Origin of the sequence: Halegenticoccus soli (assembly GCF_002844195.1) — an archaeon.
GTDB lineage: Archaea > Halobacteriota > Halobacteria > Halobacteriales > Haloferacaceae > Halegenticoccus > Halegenticoccus soli.
In genome coordinates this window covers 378,873-392,585 of record NZ_PEND01000002.1, presented here as the reverse complement: position 1 = coordinate 392,585, position 13,713 = coordinate 378,873, and the positions used below count along the sequence as shown (strand labels likewise).

15 protein-coding genes are annotated in these 13,713 nt (G+C 69.9%); 7 read left to right on the top strand and 8 right to left on the bottom strand.

The window, feature by feature from the left end; all coding sequences use genetic code 11:
* Positions 1-92: 92 nt before the first annotated feature.
* Positions 93-677 carry an amino acid-binding protein gene (locus CNO20_RS06940; protein WP_101295406.1) on the top strand — a complete coding sequence of 195 codons (585 nt, stop codon included), beginning with the start codon at positions 93-95 and terminating at the stop codon, positions 675-677.
* Entirely contained in the window at positions 674-1,615 is a 942-nt protein-coding gene (locus CNO20_RS06935) for a homoserine dehydrogenase (protein ID WP_101295405.1), read from the top strand. Before CNO20_RS06940 ends, CNO20_RS06935 begins: the two co-directional genes overlap by 4 nt.
* An 11-nt stretch (positions 1,616-1,626) precedes the next feature.
* Here CNO20_RS06935 and CNO20_RS06930 read toward each other — a convergent pair whose 3' ends face one another.
* Positions 1,627-2,634, bottom strand: coding sequence for a PrsW family intramembrane metalloprotease (locus CNO20_RS06930; RefSeq protein WP_101295404.1), 1,008 nt, complete (start codon positions 2,632-2,634; stop codon positions 1,627-1,629).
* Positions 2,635-2,739: 105 nt separating this feature from the next.
* Here CNO20_RS06930 and CNO20_RS06925 point away from each other — a divergent pair, with 105 nt between their 5' ends.
* Both CNO20_RS06925 and CNO20_RS06920 read left to right on the top strand, forming a co-directional pair.
* Complete coding sequence (locus tag CNO20_RS06925; protein ID WP_101295403.1) at positions 2,740-3,192, top strand: DUF7532 family protein; 453 nt, start codon at positions 2,740-2,742, stop codon at positions 3,190-3,192.
* A complete protein-coding gene (locus CNO20_RS06920) occupies positions 3,189-4,682 on the top strand; it encodes a ribonuclease FAU-1 family protein (protein ID WP_101295402.1) in 1,494 nt (497 codons plus the stop codon). Before CNO20_RS06925 ends, CNO20_RS06920 begins: the two co-directional genes overlap by 4 nt.
* Before the next feature lie 342 nt (positions 4,683-5,024).
* Here the strand turns inward: CNO20_RS06920 and CNO20_RS06915 are convergent, their stop codons facing one another.
* The 4 genes from CNO20_RS06915 to CNO20_RS06900 form a co-directional block, all read right to left on the bottom strand.
* Positions 5,025-5,351: a NifU family protein gene (locus CNO20_RS06915; RefSeq protein ID WP_101295401.1), complete on the bottom strand. Its 327-nt coding sequence runs from the start codon at positions 5,349-5,351 to the stop codon at positions 5,025-5,027.
* A 73-nt stretch (positions 5,352-5,424) separates the two neighbouring features.
* Complete coding sequence (locus CNO20_RS06910) at positions 5,425-6,951, bottom strand: LVIVD repeat-containing protein (protein WP_101295400.1); 1,527 nt, start codon at positions 6,949-6,951, stop codon at positions 5,425-5,427.
* A 60-nt stretch (positions 6,952-7,011) separates the two neighbouring features.
* Positions 7,012-7,980 (bottom strand): ROK family protein, encoded by a 969-nt coding sequence (locus tag CNO20_RS06905; RefSeq protein ID WP_101295399.1) that lies wholly within the window; start codon positions 7,978-7,980, stop codon positions 7,012-7,014.
* 411 nt (positions 7,981-8,391) lie between these two features.
* Complete coding sequence (locus CNO20_RS06900) at positions 8,392-8,850, bottom strand: universal stress protein (protein WP_101295398.1); 459 nt, start codon at positions 8,848-8,850, stop codon at positions 8,392-8,394.
* Positions 8,851-9,024: 174 nt separating this feature from the next.
* On the opposite strand from CNO20_RS06900, the gene CNO20_RS06895 reads away from it, so the two are divergent.
* Positions 9,025-9,765 (top strand): SDR family NAD(P)-dependent oxidoreductase, encoded by a 741-nt coding sequence (locus tag CNO20_RS06895; protein ID WP_101295397.1) that lies wholly within the window; start codon positions 9,025-9,027, stop codon positions 9,763-9,765.
* A gap of 353 nt (positions 9,766-10,118) precedes the next feature.
* Here the strand turns inward: CNO20_RS06895 and CNO20_RS06890 are convergent, their stop codons facing one another.
* Both CNO20_RS06890 and CNO20_RS06885 read right to left on the bottom strand, forming a co-directional pair.
* The gene (locus CNO20_RS06890; RefSeq protein WP_101295396.1) at positions 10,119-10,502 is read right to left on the bottom strand and encodes a DUF5611 family protein; all 384 of its coding nucleotides are present in this window, start codon (positions 10,500-10,502) and stop codon (positions 10,119-10,121) included.
* 229 nt (positions 10,503-10,731) lie between these two features.
* The gene (locus tag CNO20_RS06885; RefSeq protein WP_101295395.1) at positions 10,732-11,757 is read right to left on the bottom strand and encodes a DUF7093 family protein; all 1,026 of its coding nucleotides are present in this window, start codon (positions 11,755-11,757) and stop codon (positions 10,732-10,734) included.
* A 135-nt stretch (positions 11,758-11,892) separates the two neighbouring features.
* Between CNO20_RS06885 and CNO20_RS06880 the strand changes: the two genes are divergently transcribed.
* A complete protein-coding gene (locus CNO20_RS06880; protein WP_101295394.1) occupies positions 11,893-12,192 on the top strand; it encodes a DUF6432 family protein in 300 nt (99 codons plus the stop codon).
* Between the two features lie 45 nt (positions 12,193-12,237).
* Positions 12,238-13,326, top strand: coding sequence for a CAF17-like 4Fe-4S cluster assembly/insertion protein YgfZ (ygfZ, locus tag CNO20_RS06875; RefSeq protein ID WP_101295393.1), 1,089 nt, complete (start codon positions 12,238-12,240; stop codon positions 13,324-13,326).
* Between the two features lie 11 nt (positions 13,327-13,337).
* Here ygfZ and CNO20_RS06870 read toward each other — a convergent pair whose 3' ends face one another.
* Complete coding sequence (locus tag CNO20_RS06870) at positions 13,338-13,709, bottom strand: DUF7522 family protein (protein ID WP_101295392.1); 372 nt, start codon at positions 13,707-13,709, stop codon at positions 13,338-13,340.
* Positions 13,710-13,713 lie beyond the last annotated feature (4 nt).

Here is a 13,713-nt window from a genome sequence, read left to right as displayed (position 1 = left end):
GGCACGCACACCCCGACTCGCATCGGCGCGGAGCCACGCTTCGACCGCTCCGCGCCGACAACAGGGACCGCGCGTGCCACGGAGGTGCACCGATGACCGAAATCGGCGGGCCGACGCCGGCGTCCTCCGGCGTCGCCCGGGGCGAACCCGAGACGGACGGGGGGGAGTCCCAGACCCACACGATCCGTCTGGAGCTGATCGACGAGCCGGGACAGCTGCTCGGGGCGCTGCGACCGATCGCCGAGAACGGCGGGAACCTCCTGTCGATCTTCCACGAGCGCGGCAACATCACGCCGCGCGGGCGCATCCCCGTCGAGGTCGACCTGGAGTGCCCGCCGGAGCGGTTCGAGGCGATCGTCGACGCGCTCCGCGACCGCGGGGTCAACGTCATTCAGGCCGACGCGGAGCGGTACGGCGAGGAGGTGACGGTCCTCCTGACCGGTCACCTCATCGACTCCGACCTCTCCGACACGCTCCGCCGCATCGAGGAGTGCTCGGACGCCTCGGTGATCGACCTGTCGCTGTCCGCGCCGCAGGGGACGGACGACACGTCGAGCGCCCGGGTGCGCCTCGCCGCCCGCGAGGGGCGGGCACAGCGGGCCGTCGGAATCGTCCGCGACATCGCCGCCGAGAAGGGGCTGCACGTGGTCGAGCCGCTCTCGGAGGGATCGCCGTGAAGCTCGCGGTGCTCGGCGTGGGGGCGGTGGGCCGCTCCGTCGTCGAACTGGCGGGCGAGTACGGCCACACGGTGACGGCGGTCGCGGACTCGGAAAGCGCCGCGATCGATCCCGACGGGGTCGACCCCGAGGCGGTGCTCGCGCGAAAGGAGCGGGAGGGGACCGTGGGCGACGCGGCCCCCGCGGACGCGCTGACGGCGGCGTCCGACGTGCTGGTCGAGGCGACGCCGACGACGCTCGGCGACGCGGAGCCCGGCTTCTCGCACGTCCGGGCAGCGCTCGAAGCCGACCGGCACGTCGTGTTGGCGAACAAGGGACCCGTCGCCGAGCGGTACGACGACGTGCGCGATCTCGAACGCGACAGCGCGGGGTCGGTGCTCTTCGAGGCGACGGTCGGCGGCGCGATCCCGGTGCTCTCGGCGATCCGCGACTTCGGACCCGACCACATCACCGCGGCCCGCGGCGTTCTCAACGGGACGGCGAATTTCGTCCTCTCGCGGATGGCCGCCGAGGGGCTCGGGTACGAGCACGTCCTCGCGGAGGCGCAGGATCTCGGCGTCGCGGAGGCCGATCCGACGTTCGACGTGGACGGGACCGACGCCGCGCTCAAGTGCGTCATCCTCGCGAACGTCCTCGGCGACGGGGGACACAGCCTCGCCGACGCCGAAGTTCGGGGGATCCGCGACATCCCCGGAAGCGCGCTCGAACTGGCCGCCGAGGACGGCCAGACCGTCCGACTCATCGGCGAGGCGACGCCAGAGGGCGTCCGGGTCGGCCCGCGGTTGATCCCGCAGAACGGAACGCTCGCCGTGACGGGGACGCGGAACATCGTCCAGCTGGAGACGACCAACGCCGGCCGACTGAACATCAGCGGACGCGGCGCGGGCGGGCCGGAGACGGCGACCGCGGTGCTCTCCGACGTGAGCCGGCTTCGGTAACCGGCGCCGAACTACTCCGACTCGGTCCGCTCCGACTGGATCGCCCCTTCGAGACTCCGATCGTCGTCCTGAACGGCCCGGTAGGCGCGCGTGTAGCGGTGGATCTTCCGGAGCAGGATGAGCGCGAAGAACCCGTCGTAGAGCACGACGTACGAGAGGTACGCGAGGAGGTCGGGCAGGCCGAGGACGGACGCCAGCAATCCGGTTCCGAGGCCCGCGGTGGTGTTGTACGTGGCGTGGATGAACGCGGCGATGATGAGGCCTTTGACGACGATCGGTCCGGCGTTCTCCTCGTTGAACTTCGCCAGACCGAGGTAGTAGCCCGCGAACGCGGAGTAGATGACGTGGCCGGGGCCGGCGAGCGCGCGAATGGCGGTGATCCCGCCGCCGGCGCCGATCAGTTCGAGGCCGAAATCGAGGTTCGTCGCCCCGATGTTCCGGGTGATGTAGAGCGCGTTCTCGATGGTCGCGAAGCCGAGTCCCGCCATCGCGCCGTAGACCGCGCCGTCAACCACAGCGTCGAACCGGTCGCTCCGAAAGGCGTAAAACCGGACCGCGAGGAGCTTCACCGTCTCCTCGACCGGACCGACGACGACGTAGAAGAACAGGACCACCCCGAGCGGGCCGAGCGCCTGAAACGGCCGCTGGGCGACGCTGTTGACGACGGCCGCGAAGTTCGCCATCAGGACACCGAGGAGGAACGTCGCCACGAGCAGCGAGAGCGGTTCGCTCGTCGTCGCGTCGCTGTACCAGACGTACGCCGCGAGGCCGAGCGCGGGGATGGCCGACAGGATGGTCAGAGCGCCGGTCTGTGGATCCGTCAGCGCGCTCAGCCCGCCGATACCGATCAGGATGAGCAAGGCGACCAGTACGACGGCCGCCCGGGTCGTGCCGACCATGAGTCGATAGAGCGCCACCGCGAGCCCGTCGAGCGACGTTCGCTCCTCCCACGTCGAGATGTCGTAGAGGTCGACAGAGCCGTCGGACGCTGCCTCGACCGGGTCCCGTCTCCGTGCCATACCGACACATCTCCGCCCAGGAACATAACGGCACGGACCGAAGCGACGGCGGACAGCTCGGGCGAAACGAGGTAGGCTGAAAACCCCTGCCGTCGAACGGCCGGTATGCACTTCGATCCACGGACGCAGCGGGCCCTTCGAGAAGTCGGATTGGATCAGGACGACCTCCGGGCGGCCTCGTCTCTCGTCGCCGAGGCGGTCCGGGAGGAGGCGGAGGCGCTGGAGGCGTTCTTCGGCGGAACCGACTCGTCCGGGCCGCCGGAGGCCGCGTCCGGCGACGGCGGCGGTCGCGCCTTCTACTCCGACATGGAGATGGCCCACAGCAAGAGCGACGTTCAGGAGCACCGCGTCGCGTACCTCGACCTCTACACCCACGGCGGGAGCCTCCGCGGCTACCTCCGCTTCGACACCTGGGGCGCGTACGTCGAGGACGGCCGGGTGCTGAATGGCGACGTGGTCGAACTCACGCTCGGCCCCACGGTCCACGACCGGGTCCGATTCGCCCGGGATCCGGAGGCTCTCGACGGCGGCGGACCGTCTCAATCCGACGATCGATGAGAGCGCGAGTCAGGGGCATCTACGCGACGGCGCTGACGCGGCTGCTCCTCGACGCCGGTCACGAGGTCGTTCAGGCATCCGAACCCATCCGGCGGCGGTTCGACGCCGACCTCCCCGACGGAAACCACGACGTCGCCGTCGACGCGACGCGCGACAGGCAGGGCGTCGGCGTCGAAGGGGAGCCCGACGCCGTCGCGGCGGCGACGACGCTCCTGGGAGACGTCGGCGTCGACACGCTCGCCTGGAAGGCGCCCGCGCCGACCGGCGCGGTGTTCGACGGCCGCGTGACCGAGACGCTCGGCGGCGGGGCGGTCGTGGAGCTCGGCGGAGGCGATCCGCCTCGCCCCGCCGAGCTCGACGGCGACGAGTCGTCTCATCCTGACGATCTCGACGGCGACGATCCACCACGTTCCGGCGAGTTCGGCGAAACCGAAGGCTACCTCCCCTACGACAGTGCGACCGACTACGTCGAGGAGGGTGACTCGGTCCGCGTTCAGGTCGTCGAAGGGGCGCCGCCCTGGGACGACGACCGGCCGCTTCTCGACACCGAGTTCCGGGCGGACGGCGGCCTGGCGACGCTCGTTCGGGGGCACGAAGGAGTCACCGTGCGGACGGACGACGATCCCGCGGGGCGGGAACTCGTCGGCATGACCGACCTCCTCGACGCGGACGTACCCGACGGGTGGGGCGTCCGCTGGAGCCGAGGGGCGACGGAGGCGAGTATGGGCGCGCTGAGCGACTCGCTGGAGCGCGCCCGCGACCGGGCGGGCGCGATCGACGCGGCTCTCGGTTCCGAGGGAGACGGATCGGGCGTGCTCGTCGCGCCGTCGGCGACGGCGTGGATCTGGTTCGGACGCGAATCGCGCTTTTCGCTGGACGAACGCCGGCGGCGGGTGACGGCGACGATGCCCGGACACCACCGCATCAAGGCCGCCGATCGGGCCGCGAGCGCCGGCGTCGATTTCGTCGAGGCGCTGTGCGAGCCGGAGGGGGACTTTCCGTTCGGCGTCGTCACGGAGCAGTTCGGCCCCGTCGAAGGCGACGCCGTCAGAATCGGACACGGGAAGCCCGACGGACGGCTCGTCGTTCTCGGCGCGGGCGAGGTCCTCGAACGGGACCCCGGCGGGACGATCGCCGTGCGCCGCGAGATGTCCCCGGGCGGCACGTACGACGCGCTCGGAACCGAGCGCGAGGCGGGCGACGTCGCGCTGACGAAGTTCCGCGAGGGACGCTGGTGGTACCCGACCGTCTACCGCGACGACGACGGAAACCGCAAGGGGACGTACGTGAACGTCTGCACGCCTGTCGAGTGCTTCCCGGACGAGATCCGCTACGTCGACCTCCACGTGGACGTCGTGAAACACGCGGACGGGACGGTCGAGCGCGTCGACGACGACGAACTCGACGCGTCGGTCGAAGCGGGGACCGTTCCGAAACCGCTTGCGGAGAAGGCGCGGAGCGTGGCGTCGGCGCTGGAACGCGCGCTGTGAGGCGGTACGGGGCTGACAGACGACACCGGCTGAGCTTTCGACGCCCGTCGGATCCAGAGCGGGCCGTTCGGGCGCGCGGGCGAACGAGGAACGGCGTGCCGTGCTCCCGCGAACCGTCCCTCGGCGAGTCTCAGGTCATACCGTCGGTGGGCCCGTCCCGGTACATAAACCTGGGCACGGATGGTCGGCGCAGGAGAGATCGACGTCGGGGCGACGCGGTCCCGCCGAGTCCGAAAACGGAAACGGTAGCGGGCGGGAGCGCCGACGAAAAGGGGGATTGAAGCGTCGGCGAAAGGGAGATCGGCTATCGCGCGGCTTCGGCGCTGACCGCTTCGCGCGTCTTCAGAAGTGGTCCGCCGGTTCGTTCGAGAACTGGAGGTCCCCGCCGCGGCCGCCCTCGACGGTCTCGGAGCCGACCTCGCCGGTGCTCGGCACGCGGACGGTCACGTCCTCGACCTCGTCGAAGTCCATGATGAGGTCGCGCTTTATGTTCTGGGCGGTGATGTTGCTGATACCGCAGCCCGAGCAGGTGCCGCCGAGCTCGACGACCACCTCGCCCGACTCGGGGTCGGCCTCGCGAACGACGCTCGTCCCGCCGTGCATCTGGATGATCGGCATCTGCCCGACCATCCACGTCTCGATGCGGTCTCTGAGGCTCTCCTCGCTCATTGTCGTCTGTTCGTGTCCCAGCTATGGGTATGTTGTGGTTTTCCTCCTCCGGCTTCACGAACAAATATCTGTGTCACGGATCGTCACGCCCGCCGCGCGACCGGACGCGGCGACGTACCCACCACGCGCCGATCCCGAGTCCGGCCAACGCCGATCCGGCACCGAAACCCGGAGCGAGAGCGCCGGTTTCACCGACCCGATCGGCGGCCCCGGCGTCTCCCCCGGCGGTTCCGCCGCCGGTCCGCGACGGCGAGTCCGAGGACGCACCGCGGGTCGAATCGTTCCCGCGCCGCCCCGCGCCGAGCGACGGCGGATTCGCCTGTTCGCCCGCGTGGTCGGGGAAGACGTACAGCGCCCCCGGCGGTCCGCCCCCGTGATCCGTCGCGCTGGCGACGAACGTCTCGCCCGGCAACGCGACGCGGGCGGTCCAGAAGCTCGCCTCGTCGGGCTCTCGCCACCACATCTCTTCGATCGGGTCTGAGGGATCGCTCACGTCGTGGCGCTTCACGCCGCCGCGGTACCAGGAGCTGTACAGCACGCCGTCGCGGAGCTCGAAGTTGTGCGAGGTCGTCCAGACGCCGTCGAACGTCGGGTCCGGCGACGGCGGCGGGTCGATGGTCGAGCGGCGGACCGGGTCGGTCGGATCGGAGACGTCCCAGAGGTCGATGCCGCCGGGACCGCCGATCAGGTCGCGTCCGTCATCGCGGCCGTCGCCCCCGCCGTCGTCGCCGTCGCTTCCACCGTCGGGGGACACCGCCCAGGCCTCCCTCCCGATTCCGAGGAGCGTCCCGCTCTCGTCGGTCGCGGCGTAGTGGTCGTTCCCGGGCGGGACCCTCGTCTGAAAGCTGGTTCGGCGCGGGGGAACCGAGGCCAGCTCCTCGCGCGTCCACTCGGCGACGCGGCCCAGGTACGCGGGCGAGGACGGATCGCTCACGTCCAGTAGCCAGGTTCCGGCGTCCCAGTGGGGCGCGTAGGCGACGCCGTCCCGAACCCGGACGTCGTGGAGGACTCGGAGTTCGGGCGCGACCGCCTCCCACCGGCGGTCGTGATCGAGGAGAGACCAGCGGCCGACCTCCGCCGGCTCGTCGCCGCCGACGTCGACGGCGACGAGCGGATTCCGCTCGAAGTCAGTGGCGGTCAGGTAGGCGTAGTCGCCGTCGAGAAAGCAGTTGTGGATGGCGAAATCCGTCTCGTGGAAGGCGACCGTCCGGGGTTCTGTGGGGTCGCTCACGTCGGCGACGAGCACCCCCGCGAGCGCGCCGGGCAGCGGGTTCGCCGGGCCGACGACGACGAGGCGGTCGCCGTCGACCTTGACGTCGTATATCTCCCGGAGCGGCCCGCCGTCGCGGTCGGCGAGGAGGTTCCGCCGCTCGGCGAGCAGCCGCGGTCGGTCGGCGACCGAGACGTCGACCACCGCGTAGCCGTTCGTCGCGGCGACGTACGCCGTCTCGCCGTCCGGGCCGACGACCGCCTCCCTCGCACCCGGAATCCCGACGCGCCCGTACGGGCGGTAGGGACCGGGATGGGCGCTCGCCGCGTCGCCCAGGACGGAGAGGCCGACGGCCGCGACCCCGGTCCGGAGCAGGTCGCGTCTGCGCATACCACCAACAGGTGGCGGGGCGGCAAAAGGGCGCGGCTTCGTCGGCGGATGGCCGAACCCTCAGAGCCGCGAGCGGTCGCCCGTTCCGCCGGTCAACGCGCTGGCGACGGCGCCCTGGACGACCACGTCGTCTCCGAGAGTGGTGAGCTGGATGTCGGGCACGTTGATGAAGACCATCTCGTCCATCCGCTCGCGGATCGGCTCCAGGGTCAGCTCGGGGTTGTTGAGCGCGACGGCACCGCCGACGAAGATGACGAGCGGCGCGTAGGCGTGGATGATGTTCGCGAGCCCCATCGCGTTCCAGTGTGCGACCTGGTCGATGACGAAGTCGGCGAAGTCGTCCGTGCCGGCGTGTTCGAACACGTCGACGGCCGAAAAGTCCGGATCGTCGATGGGGAGGGAGGTGTTCACGGGGTCCTCCTCGTGGAGGTCCTTCGCGTACTCGGGGATGTTGTTCCCCGAGCAGTACGCCTCCCAGTGGCCGTCGTGGCCGCAGCCGCAGGTGCGGTAGCCCTGGGGGTCGAGCGTCATGTGCCCGACCTCGCCGGCGTTCCCGTCCCACCCCGAGAGCACGTTGCCGTCGACGCAGACGCCCGCGCCGATCCCCGAGGAGATCGTGAGGTAGGCCATGTCGTCGGGGTTCCGGTCGCTGTAGAAGCGCTCGCCGATGACGCCGGCGTTCGTGTCGTTGTGCAGGTACACCCGATCGGTGTCGAGGAGCTTCGAGATCGGGCCGGTGAGGGGGATGCGATCGATCGTGTCGGGGAGGTTCGCGGGGTTCTCGATCACGCCCTCGGCGAGGTCGAGCGGGCCGATCGAGCCGATCCCGGCGGCGACGGCGTCGTCGGGATCGACGCCCGCCGCGTCGCACGCCTCGCGGACGACCTGCAGGACGGCCTCGGTCACCGCGATGCCCGTCGGCCCCCGCGGCGTTCCCCGATCGCTCCGGCCGATGATCGTTCCGTTCCCGTCGGCGACGACCGCACGGACGTTCGTCGCACCGAGGTCGACACCCACGTAACAGGCCATTGTCGTTAGGGGAGGGCGGAGCGGGACGACGCTCCGGTCGTCGGTCGGTCGTCAGTGAAAACACGCCGCGTACCAGGCGTCACGCCCCGGTTCCGCTTCGCGCCCGCGACGCCCGATCGCAGGAGCGACGGCCCGGACTCGTCCGCCAACGTGGTACTACCCATTCTATGCCCGAATCGGGTACCGGTCAGAATAAGCGTTACCCAATCCGTGAGTAAATGACTCGCTCTCTCATACCCCACGACATATTTCAACACACCCGATCGGGAGAAATACGGGTCGGCGAGGGGACGACGATCGCCCGGTATCCCGGCGACGGGGGGCGAGAACCGTCAGCTCGGCGGCGGACGGCTCGTCCTGATCGTCCAGTCGCCCGGACCTCGAATCTCGAACGGCCGCGATCGGCGGTCGCTACTTCGTGTCCGAGCGGACGAACGTCACCGGACACGGCGCGGAGAGCATGACCTCCTGGGCCACGCTGCCGAAGACGGCTTTGCCGGTCGGCGAGCGCCGCCGACCGCCGACGACGACCCGGTCCGCGTCGACCGAGGTCGCGAGATCGACGATGGCCGTGCCGTGCTTGCCGACCGCGCCGCGGATCTCGTAGTCGACGCCCGCGTCGTCGAACGCCGACGCGAGCTCCCGAACCGTCGCGTGACGGCTCGCGACGTCGTCCGGCGACACCTCCTCGGCGGTCGTGTCGAACTCCAGCTTGTCGAGGGTGTCCTCGTACTCCGAAGTGGTGAACACGTGCGCCAGCACGACCGTCGCGCCGGTCGGGCCGGCGACCTCGATCGTCTCCTCCGCGAGTCGGTCGATGCGGTCGGCGTCGGTCGGTCCGATCGCCAACAGGATGGTGTCGATGGCCATACTCGCCGGTTCTCCCGGGCGATATTTAAATATAGCGGTGGTTTACTCGAAAGAGAATAAATGTTTGCCGAGGAGTTTCGCGGTCGCTTCCGGTAGGGTGAGCATCGGTAGCACGATACTTGAAATTTTCTCCCGACCGGGACGCCTTTGGCACCGGCGGCCCAGTGAACGGGTATGATACGTCCGGACCTGTCGGGGCGAACCGCGCTGGTCACCGGAAGTTCGAAAGGGATCGGGCGCGCGCTCCTCCTCGCCCTCGCCGAGGCCGGCGCGTCCGTCGCGGTCCACTACCACACGAGCGGCGACGCGGCCGAGAGGGCGGTCGAGGAGGCGCGCGCCCGGGGCGCGCCGGAGACGACGACGGTTCGGGGGAACGTCAGGGAACCGGACGCGGTCGATCACATGTTCGACGCGGTCGAGAAGGACATCGGTCCCGTCGACGTGCTGATCAACAACGTCGGGGACTTCGCGCCGCAGCACTGGGAGGAGATCTCCTTCGAGACGTGGAACCGGGTGCTGGAGACGAACCTCAACGGCACGTACCTCTGTTCGAAGCGCGCGCTGCCGGCGATGCGCGAGGCCGGCTACGGCCGGATCGTCAACGTCGGCTACGCCGGCAGCGAGAAGGCCCTGGTCTACCCGAAGAACTTCCCGTACTTCGTCGCGAAGACGGGCGTCATCATGTTCACGCGGATGCTCGCGAACGACACGCAGGGCGACGGCATCACGGTCAACGCGGTGTCGCCGTACGTCGTCGAGAACTCCGAGGAGTTCCCCGACGAACTCCCCCGCGGTCGCCCGGCCTCCTTCGACGACGTCCGGCAGGCGGTGCTGTTCTTCCTCGACGAGGACAGCGGGTATGTGAGCGGTGAGAACGTCGAGATCGACGGCGGGTGGATCCCCGAGCGCCTGTAGGCGACCGTTTGCGCTGCGCTCGCTACGCTCGCTCGGCAAAAGCTCGACCAAAATCCTCGTCGCTCCCTCCGGTCGCTCCTCGGTCCGCTCGCTCACTCCCTCCGGTCGTTCACTCGCGGTGCAGCCCGCGCGACACGAGCGGACGCCGATGATGTGATTCCGCGCGGGTAAACCACGCACCGAGGGAAGCACGTGCGGACGGGGTGCGATCGATTGTACCGCGAGCGCCGTTGGCGCTCGCGGGCCGACGACCGAACGGAGGCACGCTCCGCGTGCCGAAGTGAGGGAGGAGAGCTTTTGAGCGACCGTTTGCGCTGCGGGATGGCGAAGCCATCCCGCAGCGCAAACGGTCGCTAGTAGTCCGGCGCGTCGTCTTCGACCTGCCGCTTCATCGACTCGCGGCGCGACTTCGCGTCGCGGCCGGTGACTTCGAGGAGGAAGTCGTTCTTGGCCGCCACGGCGTCCTGGGCGGCGTCGGCGTGCCCCTCCGCGATGACCTCCGCCGCCGGGCGCTCCTCGAAGTGGACGGCGAGCTTGTCCTTCTTGCCGCTGTACTTCGCGGCCCCGGCGACGATGCGCTCGAAGACCGGGTTGTCGGGCTCGTCGACGACGTAGAGCTCGTGACCCTCGACGTCCTCGGTCCCGGTAACCGGACCGAAGTATCGTTCGATTACCGCCTTCAGATCCGGCGCACGCTCCTCCAGCGTCTCTCCGCGCCGCATTTTGTACTCCTTCATGGGGGGCCGTTCGGCAGGGTATGGTTTACCTGTTTCGTCACCGGTCGAGAGTGGGTCGTAGTGGCACCCCGCGCCGGGTAACGATCCGCTGGGCGACGATCGAGTTCCGACGCGGAAACCGCCGTCGCGGCTGGTCGCCGGACGGTTCGGCCGACAAGAATCGGTTTCCGAATCGCGTTCGGAGTAACGGGACGTTAGCTCCGGGAACGGCGCGTCCGAGAGGGCGGGATCAGCGTTCGCGCTCGGTGACGTACCCCTTCCGGCACTCGGGGCAGATGTCGCCGGCGCGCATCGAACTGCTGGCGGCGTCGCGGGTCATCTCGCAGGCGGGACAGTAGTACTCGGTCGACACCTCCGGCGGGGTCTGCGAGTCGACCGAAGGGTCGTCGACGCGGGCGAACCCCTCGTCGACGCCCTCGGCGCGGTCGCCCCGGTCCGCCGCGTGTCCGACGAACTCGGCGTCGTCTCCCTCCTCGACCGCTTCGTCCCCGCCCTCGTCGCGGGCGATTTCGGGCGCGAGGCCGCCGAACGACACGTCGGTCACGCTTCCGTCGGAGACCTCCGCGGCGAATCCCTCGTCCTCGCCGGTCGGCTCCGGCCAGGGGGCGGGGGCGTCGTCGGTCCCCGACTCGGGGGCGGCCCCGGCGCGACCGGAATCGCCGCGGGCGTCGCCCATCGAGGCTTCGACCTCTTCGAGCGTGGGCGCCCGATCGTCTCGCCGGCCGACGTCGCCGGCGTCGGGCCACTCGCCCGGACGCCGGGTCGACTCGTCCGTCTCGTCGAGGATGACGCCGTCGTCCTCCTCGGCGGTCATCGCGGCGAAGTCCTCGGCGTCGCCGCCGTCGTCGGTCGACGCCTTCATCGCGGGGTGCGTCGGCATGCCGTCGACGGGATCGTCCGCCCTCCCGGGCGGTTCTTCGGCCGAACTCTCAGGGGCGTCCTCAGCAGAACTCTCAGGAGGGCCTTCGACCGAACTCTCGGGAGCTCCTCCGGCCGGTCGCTCGGGAGACTCCCCGATCGGACCTTCGGCGGCGTCTCCGATCTGCCCTTCGGCGGTCGCGCCCTCGGCGGATCCGGCGTCCCGGGACGCGACCGCGGTCACTTCTTTGTTCTCGCTCACGATCCGCCGCTCGCCGCAGCGGCGGCACGTTTCGACCTCCCGGACGGTGACGACCATCTCCTTTCCCTGTTCCTCTCGTTCGCGCTCGATCTCGGGGTCGCCGAAATCGTGGCCGAACAGACACCTGAGTCCCATTGAGGGACGTTCCGAGTTGGCGGACTAAAAGTTACCCCCTCGGCGTCTGACGCCCGGCAGACGGCGGCCGACCGGGCCGCGTTCGGGCACTGCGCCTGAGTTAAACGTAAATCGGCGGCCGCCAATGCATAGGGTATGAGAGCGAAGCGGCAGTATCGGAACCGGGGGGAGACGGAGGTCGCGGTGCTCGACGCGCTCGTCGACCGCGCCGAGGAGGGGATGACCGTCTTCGAACTCCGTGCAGCGGTCGACGCCGACATCGACTCGCTCGAATCGGCGCTCGCGGAACTCAAAGCGGACGACCTGATCTCCGTCGAGGAGAGCGGCGAGCGGGTCGTCATCATGCCGGACGAGCGGGTCGTGCCGGACCCCGACGAGGACCCCCCGTCGGATCAGAGCATCTTCGACGCCGTGCGCGAGCGGTTCGGACTCTGACAGGATACCACCACGTTTTATCGCTCGCCGCCCACGACACGAGCGATGACAGTCATCGGCGACCTCCATGCCGACCACGGGGCGACGTTCGAAGAGCGCGGCGGGCGGCGAGTCGTCCGCGACTACGGGCGTCCCGAACGAACCCACAAGGCGGTCCGAAACGCCGCGGGCGTCGTCGAGATGGGCTACGGCGTCGTCGTCGTCGAGGGCGACGACCGCGTCGAGTACGTCGACAACGTCGTCACCAACCGCGTCCCGACCGCCGACGGGGAGGGGTGCTACGCGCTCGTTCTCGACCCGCAGGGTCAAATCGAGACGGACATGTACGTCTACAACGCCGGCGAGCGACTCCTGCTTTTCACCCCTCCGGACGTCGCCGGACCGCTGGTCGACGACTGGTCCGGCAAGGTGTTCATCCAGGACGTCGAGATACGCGACGCCTCGGCGGACTTCGGCGTCTTCGGCGTCCACGGGCCGAAATCGACGGAGAAGATAGCGAGCGTCCTCACCGGCCCCGGCGCGCCCGAGCCGGCGCTGACGTTCGTCCGCGGGTCGATCGGCGACGCCGGCGTGACCGTCGTCGCGACCGACGCGCCGACCGGCGAGGAGGGGTACGAGGTCGTCTGCGCCGCCGCCGACGCGGCGGACGTCTTCGACGCGCTGCTCAACTACGGCCTGAACGCGGCGCCGTTCGGCTACCGGACCTGGGAAACGCTCACCACCGAAGCGGGCACCCCGCTGTTCGAGACGGAGCTCGAGGGGCGGGTTCCGAACGCGCTCGGGCTCCGGACGGCGCTGGACTTCGAGAAGGGGTGTTACGTCGGACAGGAGGTCGTCTCGAAGGTGGAGAACCGCGGTCGCCCGAGCACCCGGCTCGTCGGGCTGCTCCCCGAGGCGCTTCCCGAAACGGGGGCCGCGGTGTTTCGCGGGGATTCCTCAGTCGGCGAGGTCACGCGGGCGGTCCACAGCCCCAGCAGGGACGAACCGATCGCGCTCGCCCTCGTCGAGTTCGGCCTGGAGGCCGACGCAGCCCTCTCGGTCCGCGTCGACGGCCGGGACGTGCCCGCCGAGCGCGGCTCCCTGCCGTTCGTCGAAGGGAGCGTCCGGTCGGCGCGGCTCCCCCGATACGAGTAGCTCCGTCGGCTTCAATCGGCGTACTCGCGGCAGGCTCGAACCAGGTCCTCGGCGACGGAGAGGGTCGTCGCCTCCACGCCGAAAGCGACGCCGGTCGATTCGGACATCGGGACGTGTATCGCGATCCCGCCGTCGAACAGCCTGACCGTGGCGTGCAGCTCGCCGAAGTCGTAGAGGAGGGTCTTCTGGTACTCGTTCGAGAGGTGTTCGAGGTACATGTCGTGGGCGATCTTTTCGAGCCGCTCCGCGGGGTAGCGGGCCGCGAACTCGGCGCTGATGTACAGCACCTCGTAGGAGTCGCCGTCGTATCGCCCGACGCCTAACAGCGCCTCGCCGGCGACCTCGCGGGCGCGGTCGACGAGCGGGGCGAAGTCCGTGGACATATTC

Bases quoted from the DNA above. Each gene is read 5' to 3' on its own strand.
- CNO20_RS06920 (WP_101295402.1), top strand. From the start codon at position 3,189: ATGAGAGCGCGAGTCAGGGGCATCTACGCGACGGCGCTGACGCGGCTG.
- CNO20_RS06885 (WP_101295395.1), bottom strand. From the start codon at position 11,757: ATGGGACTCAGGTGTCTGTTCGGCCACGATTTCGGCGACCCCGAGATC.
- CNO20_RS06910 (WP_101295400.1), bottom strand. From the start codon at position 6,951: ATGCGCAGACGCGACCTGCTCCGGACCGGGGTCGCGGCCGTCGGCCTC.
- CNO20_RS06890 (WP_101295396.1), bottom strand. From the start codon at position 10,502: ATGAAGGAGTACAAAATGCGGCGCGGAGAGACGCTGGAGGAGCGTGCG.
- CNO20_RS06905 (WP_101295399.1), bottom strand. From the start codon at position 7,980: ATGGCCTGTTACGTGGGTGTCGACCTCGGTGCGACGAACGTCCGTGCG.
- CNO20_RS06925 (WP_101295403.1), top strand. From the start codon at position 2,740: ATGCACTTCGATCCACGGACGCAGCGGGCCCTTCGAGAAGTCGGATTG.
- CNO20_RS06880 (WP_101295394.1), top strand. From the start codon at position 11,893: ATGAGAGCGAAGCGGCAGTATCGGAACCGGGGGGAGACGGAGGTCGCG.
- ygfZ (WP_101295393.1), top strand. From the start codon at position 12,238: ATGACAGTCATCGGCGACCTCCATGCCGACCACGGGGCGACGTTCGAA.
- CNO20_RS06895 (WP_101295397.1), top strand. From the start codon at position 9,025: ATGATACGTCCGGACCTGTCGGGGCGAACCGCGCTGGTCACCGGAAGT.
- CNO20_RS06900 (WP_101295398.1), bottom strand. From the start codon at position 8,850: ATGGCCATCGACACCATCCTGTTGGCGATCGGACCGACCGACGCCGAC.
- CNO20_RS06940 (WP_101295406.1), top strand. From the start codon at position 93: ATGACCGAAATCGGCGGGCCGACGCCGGCGTCCTCCGGCGTCGCCCGG.
- CNO20_RS06870 (WP_101295392.1), bottom strand. From the start codon at position 13,709: ATGTCCACGGACTTCGCCCCGCTCGTCGACCGCGCCCGCGAGGTCGCC.
- CNO20_RS06915 (WP_101295401.1), bottom strand. From the start codon at position 5,351: ATGAGCGAGGAGAGCCTCAGAGACCGCATCGAGACGTGGATGGTCGGG.
- CNO20_RS06930 (WP_101295404.1), bottom strand. From the start codon at position 2,634: ATGGCACGGAGACGGGACCCGGTCGAGGCAGCGTCCGACGGCTCTGTC.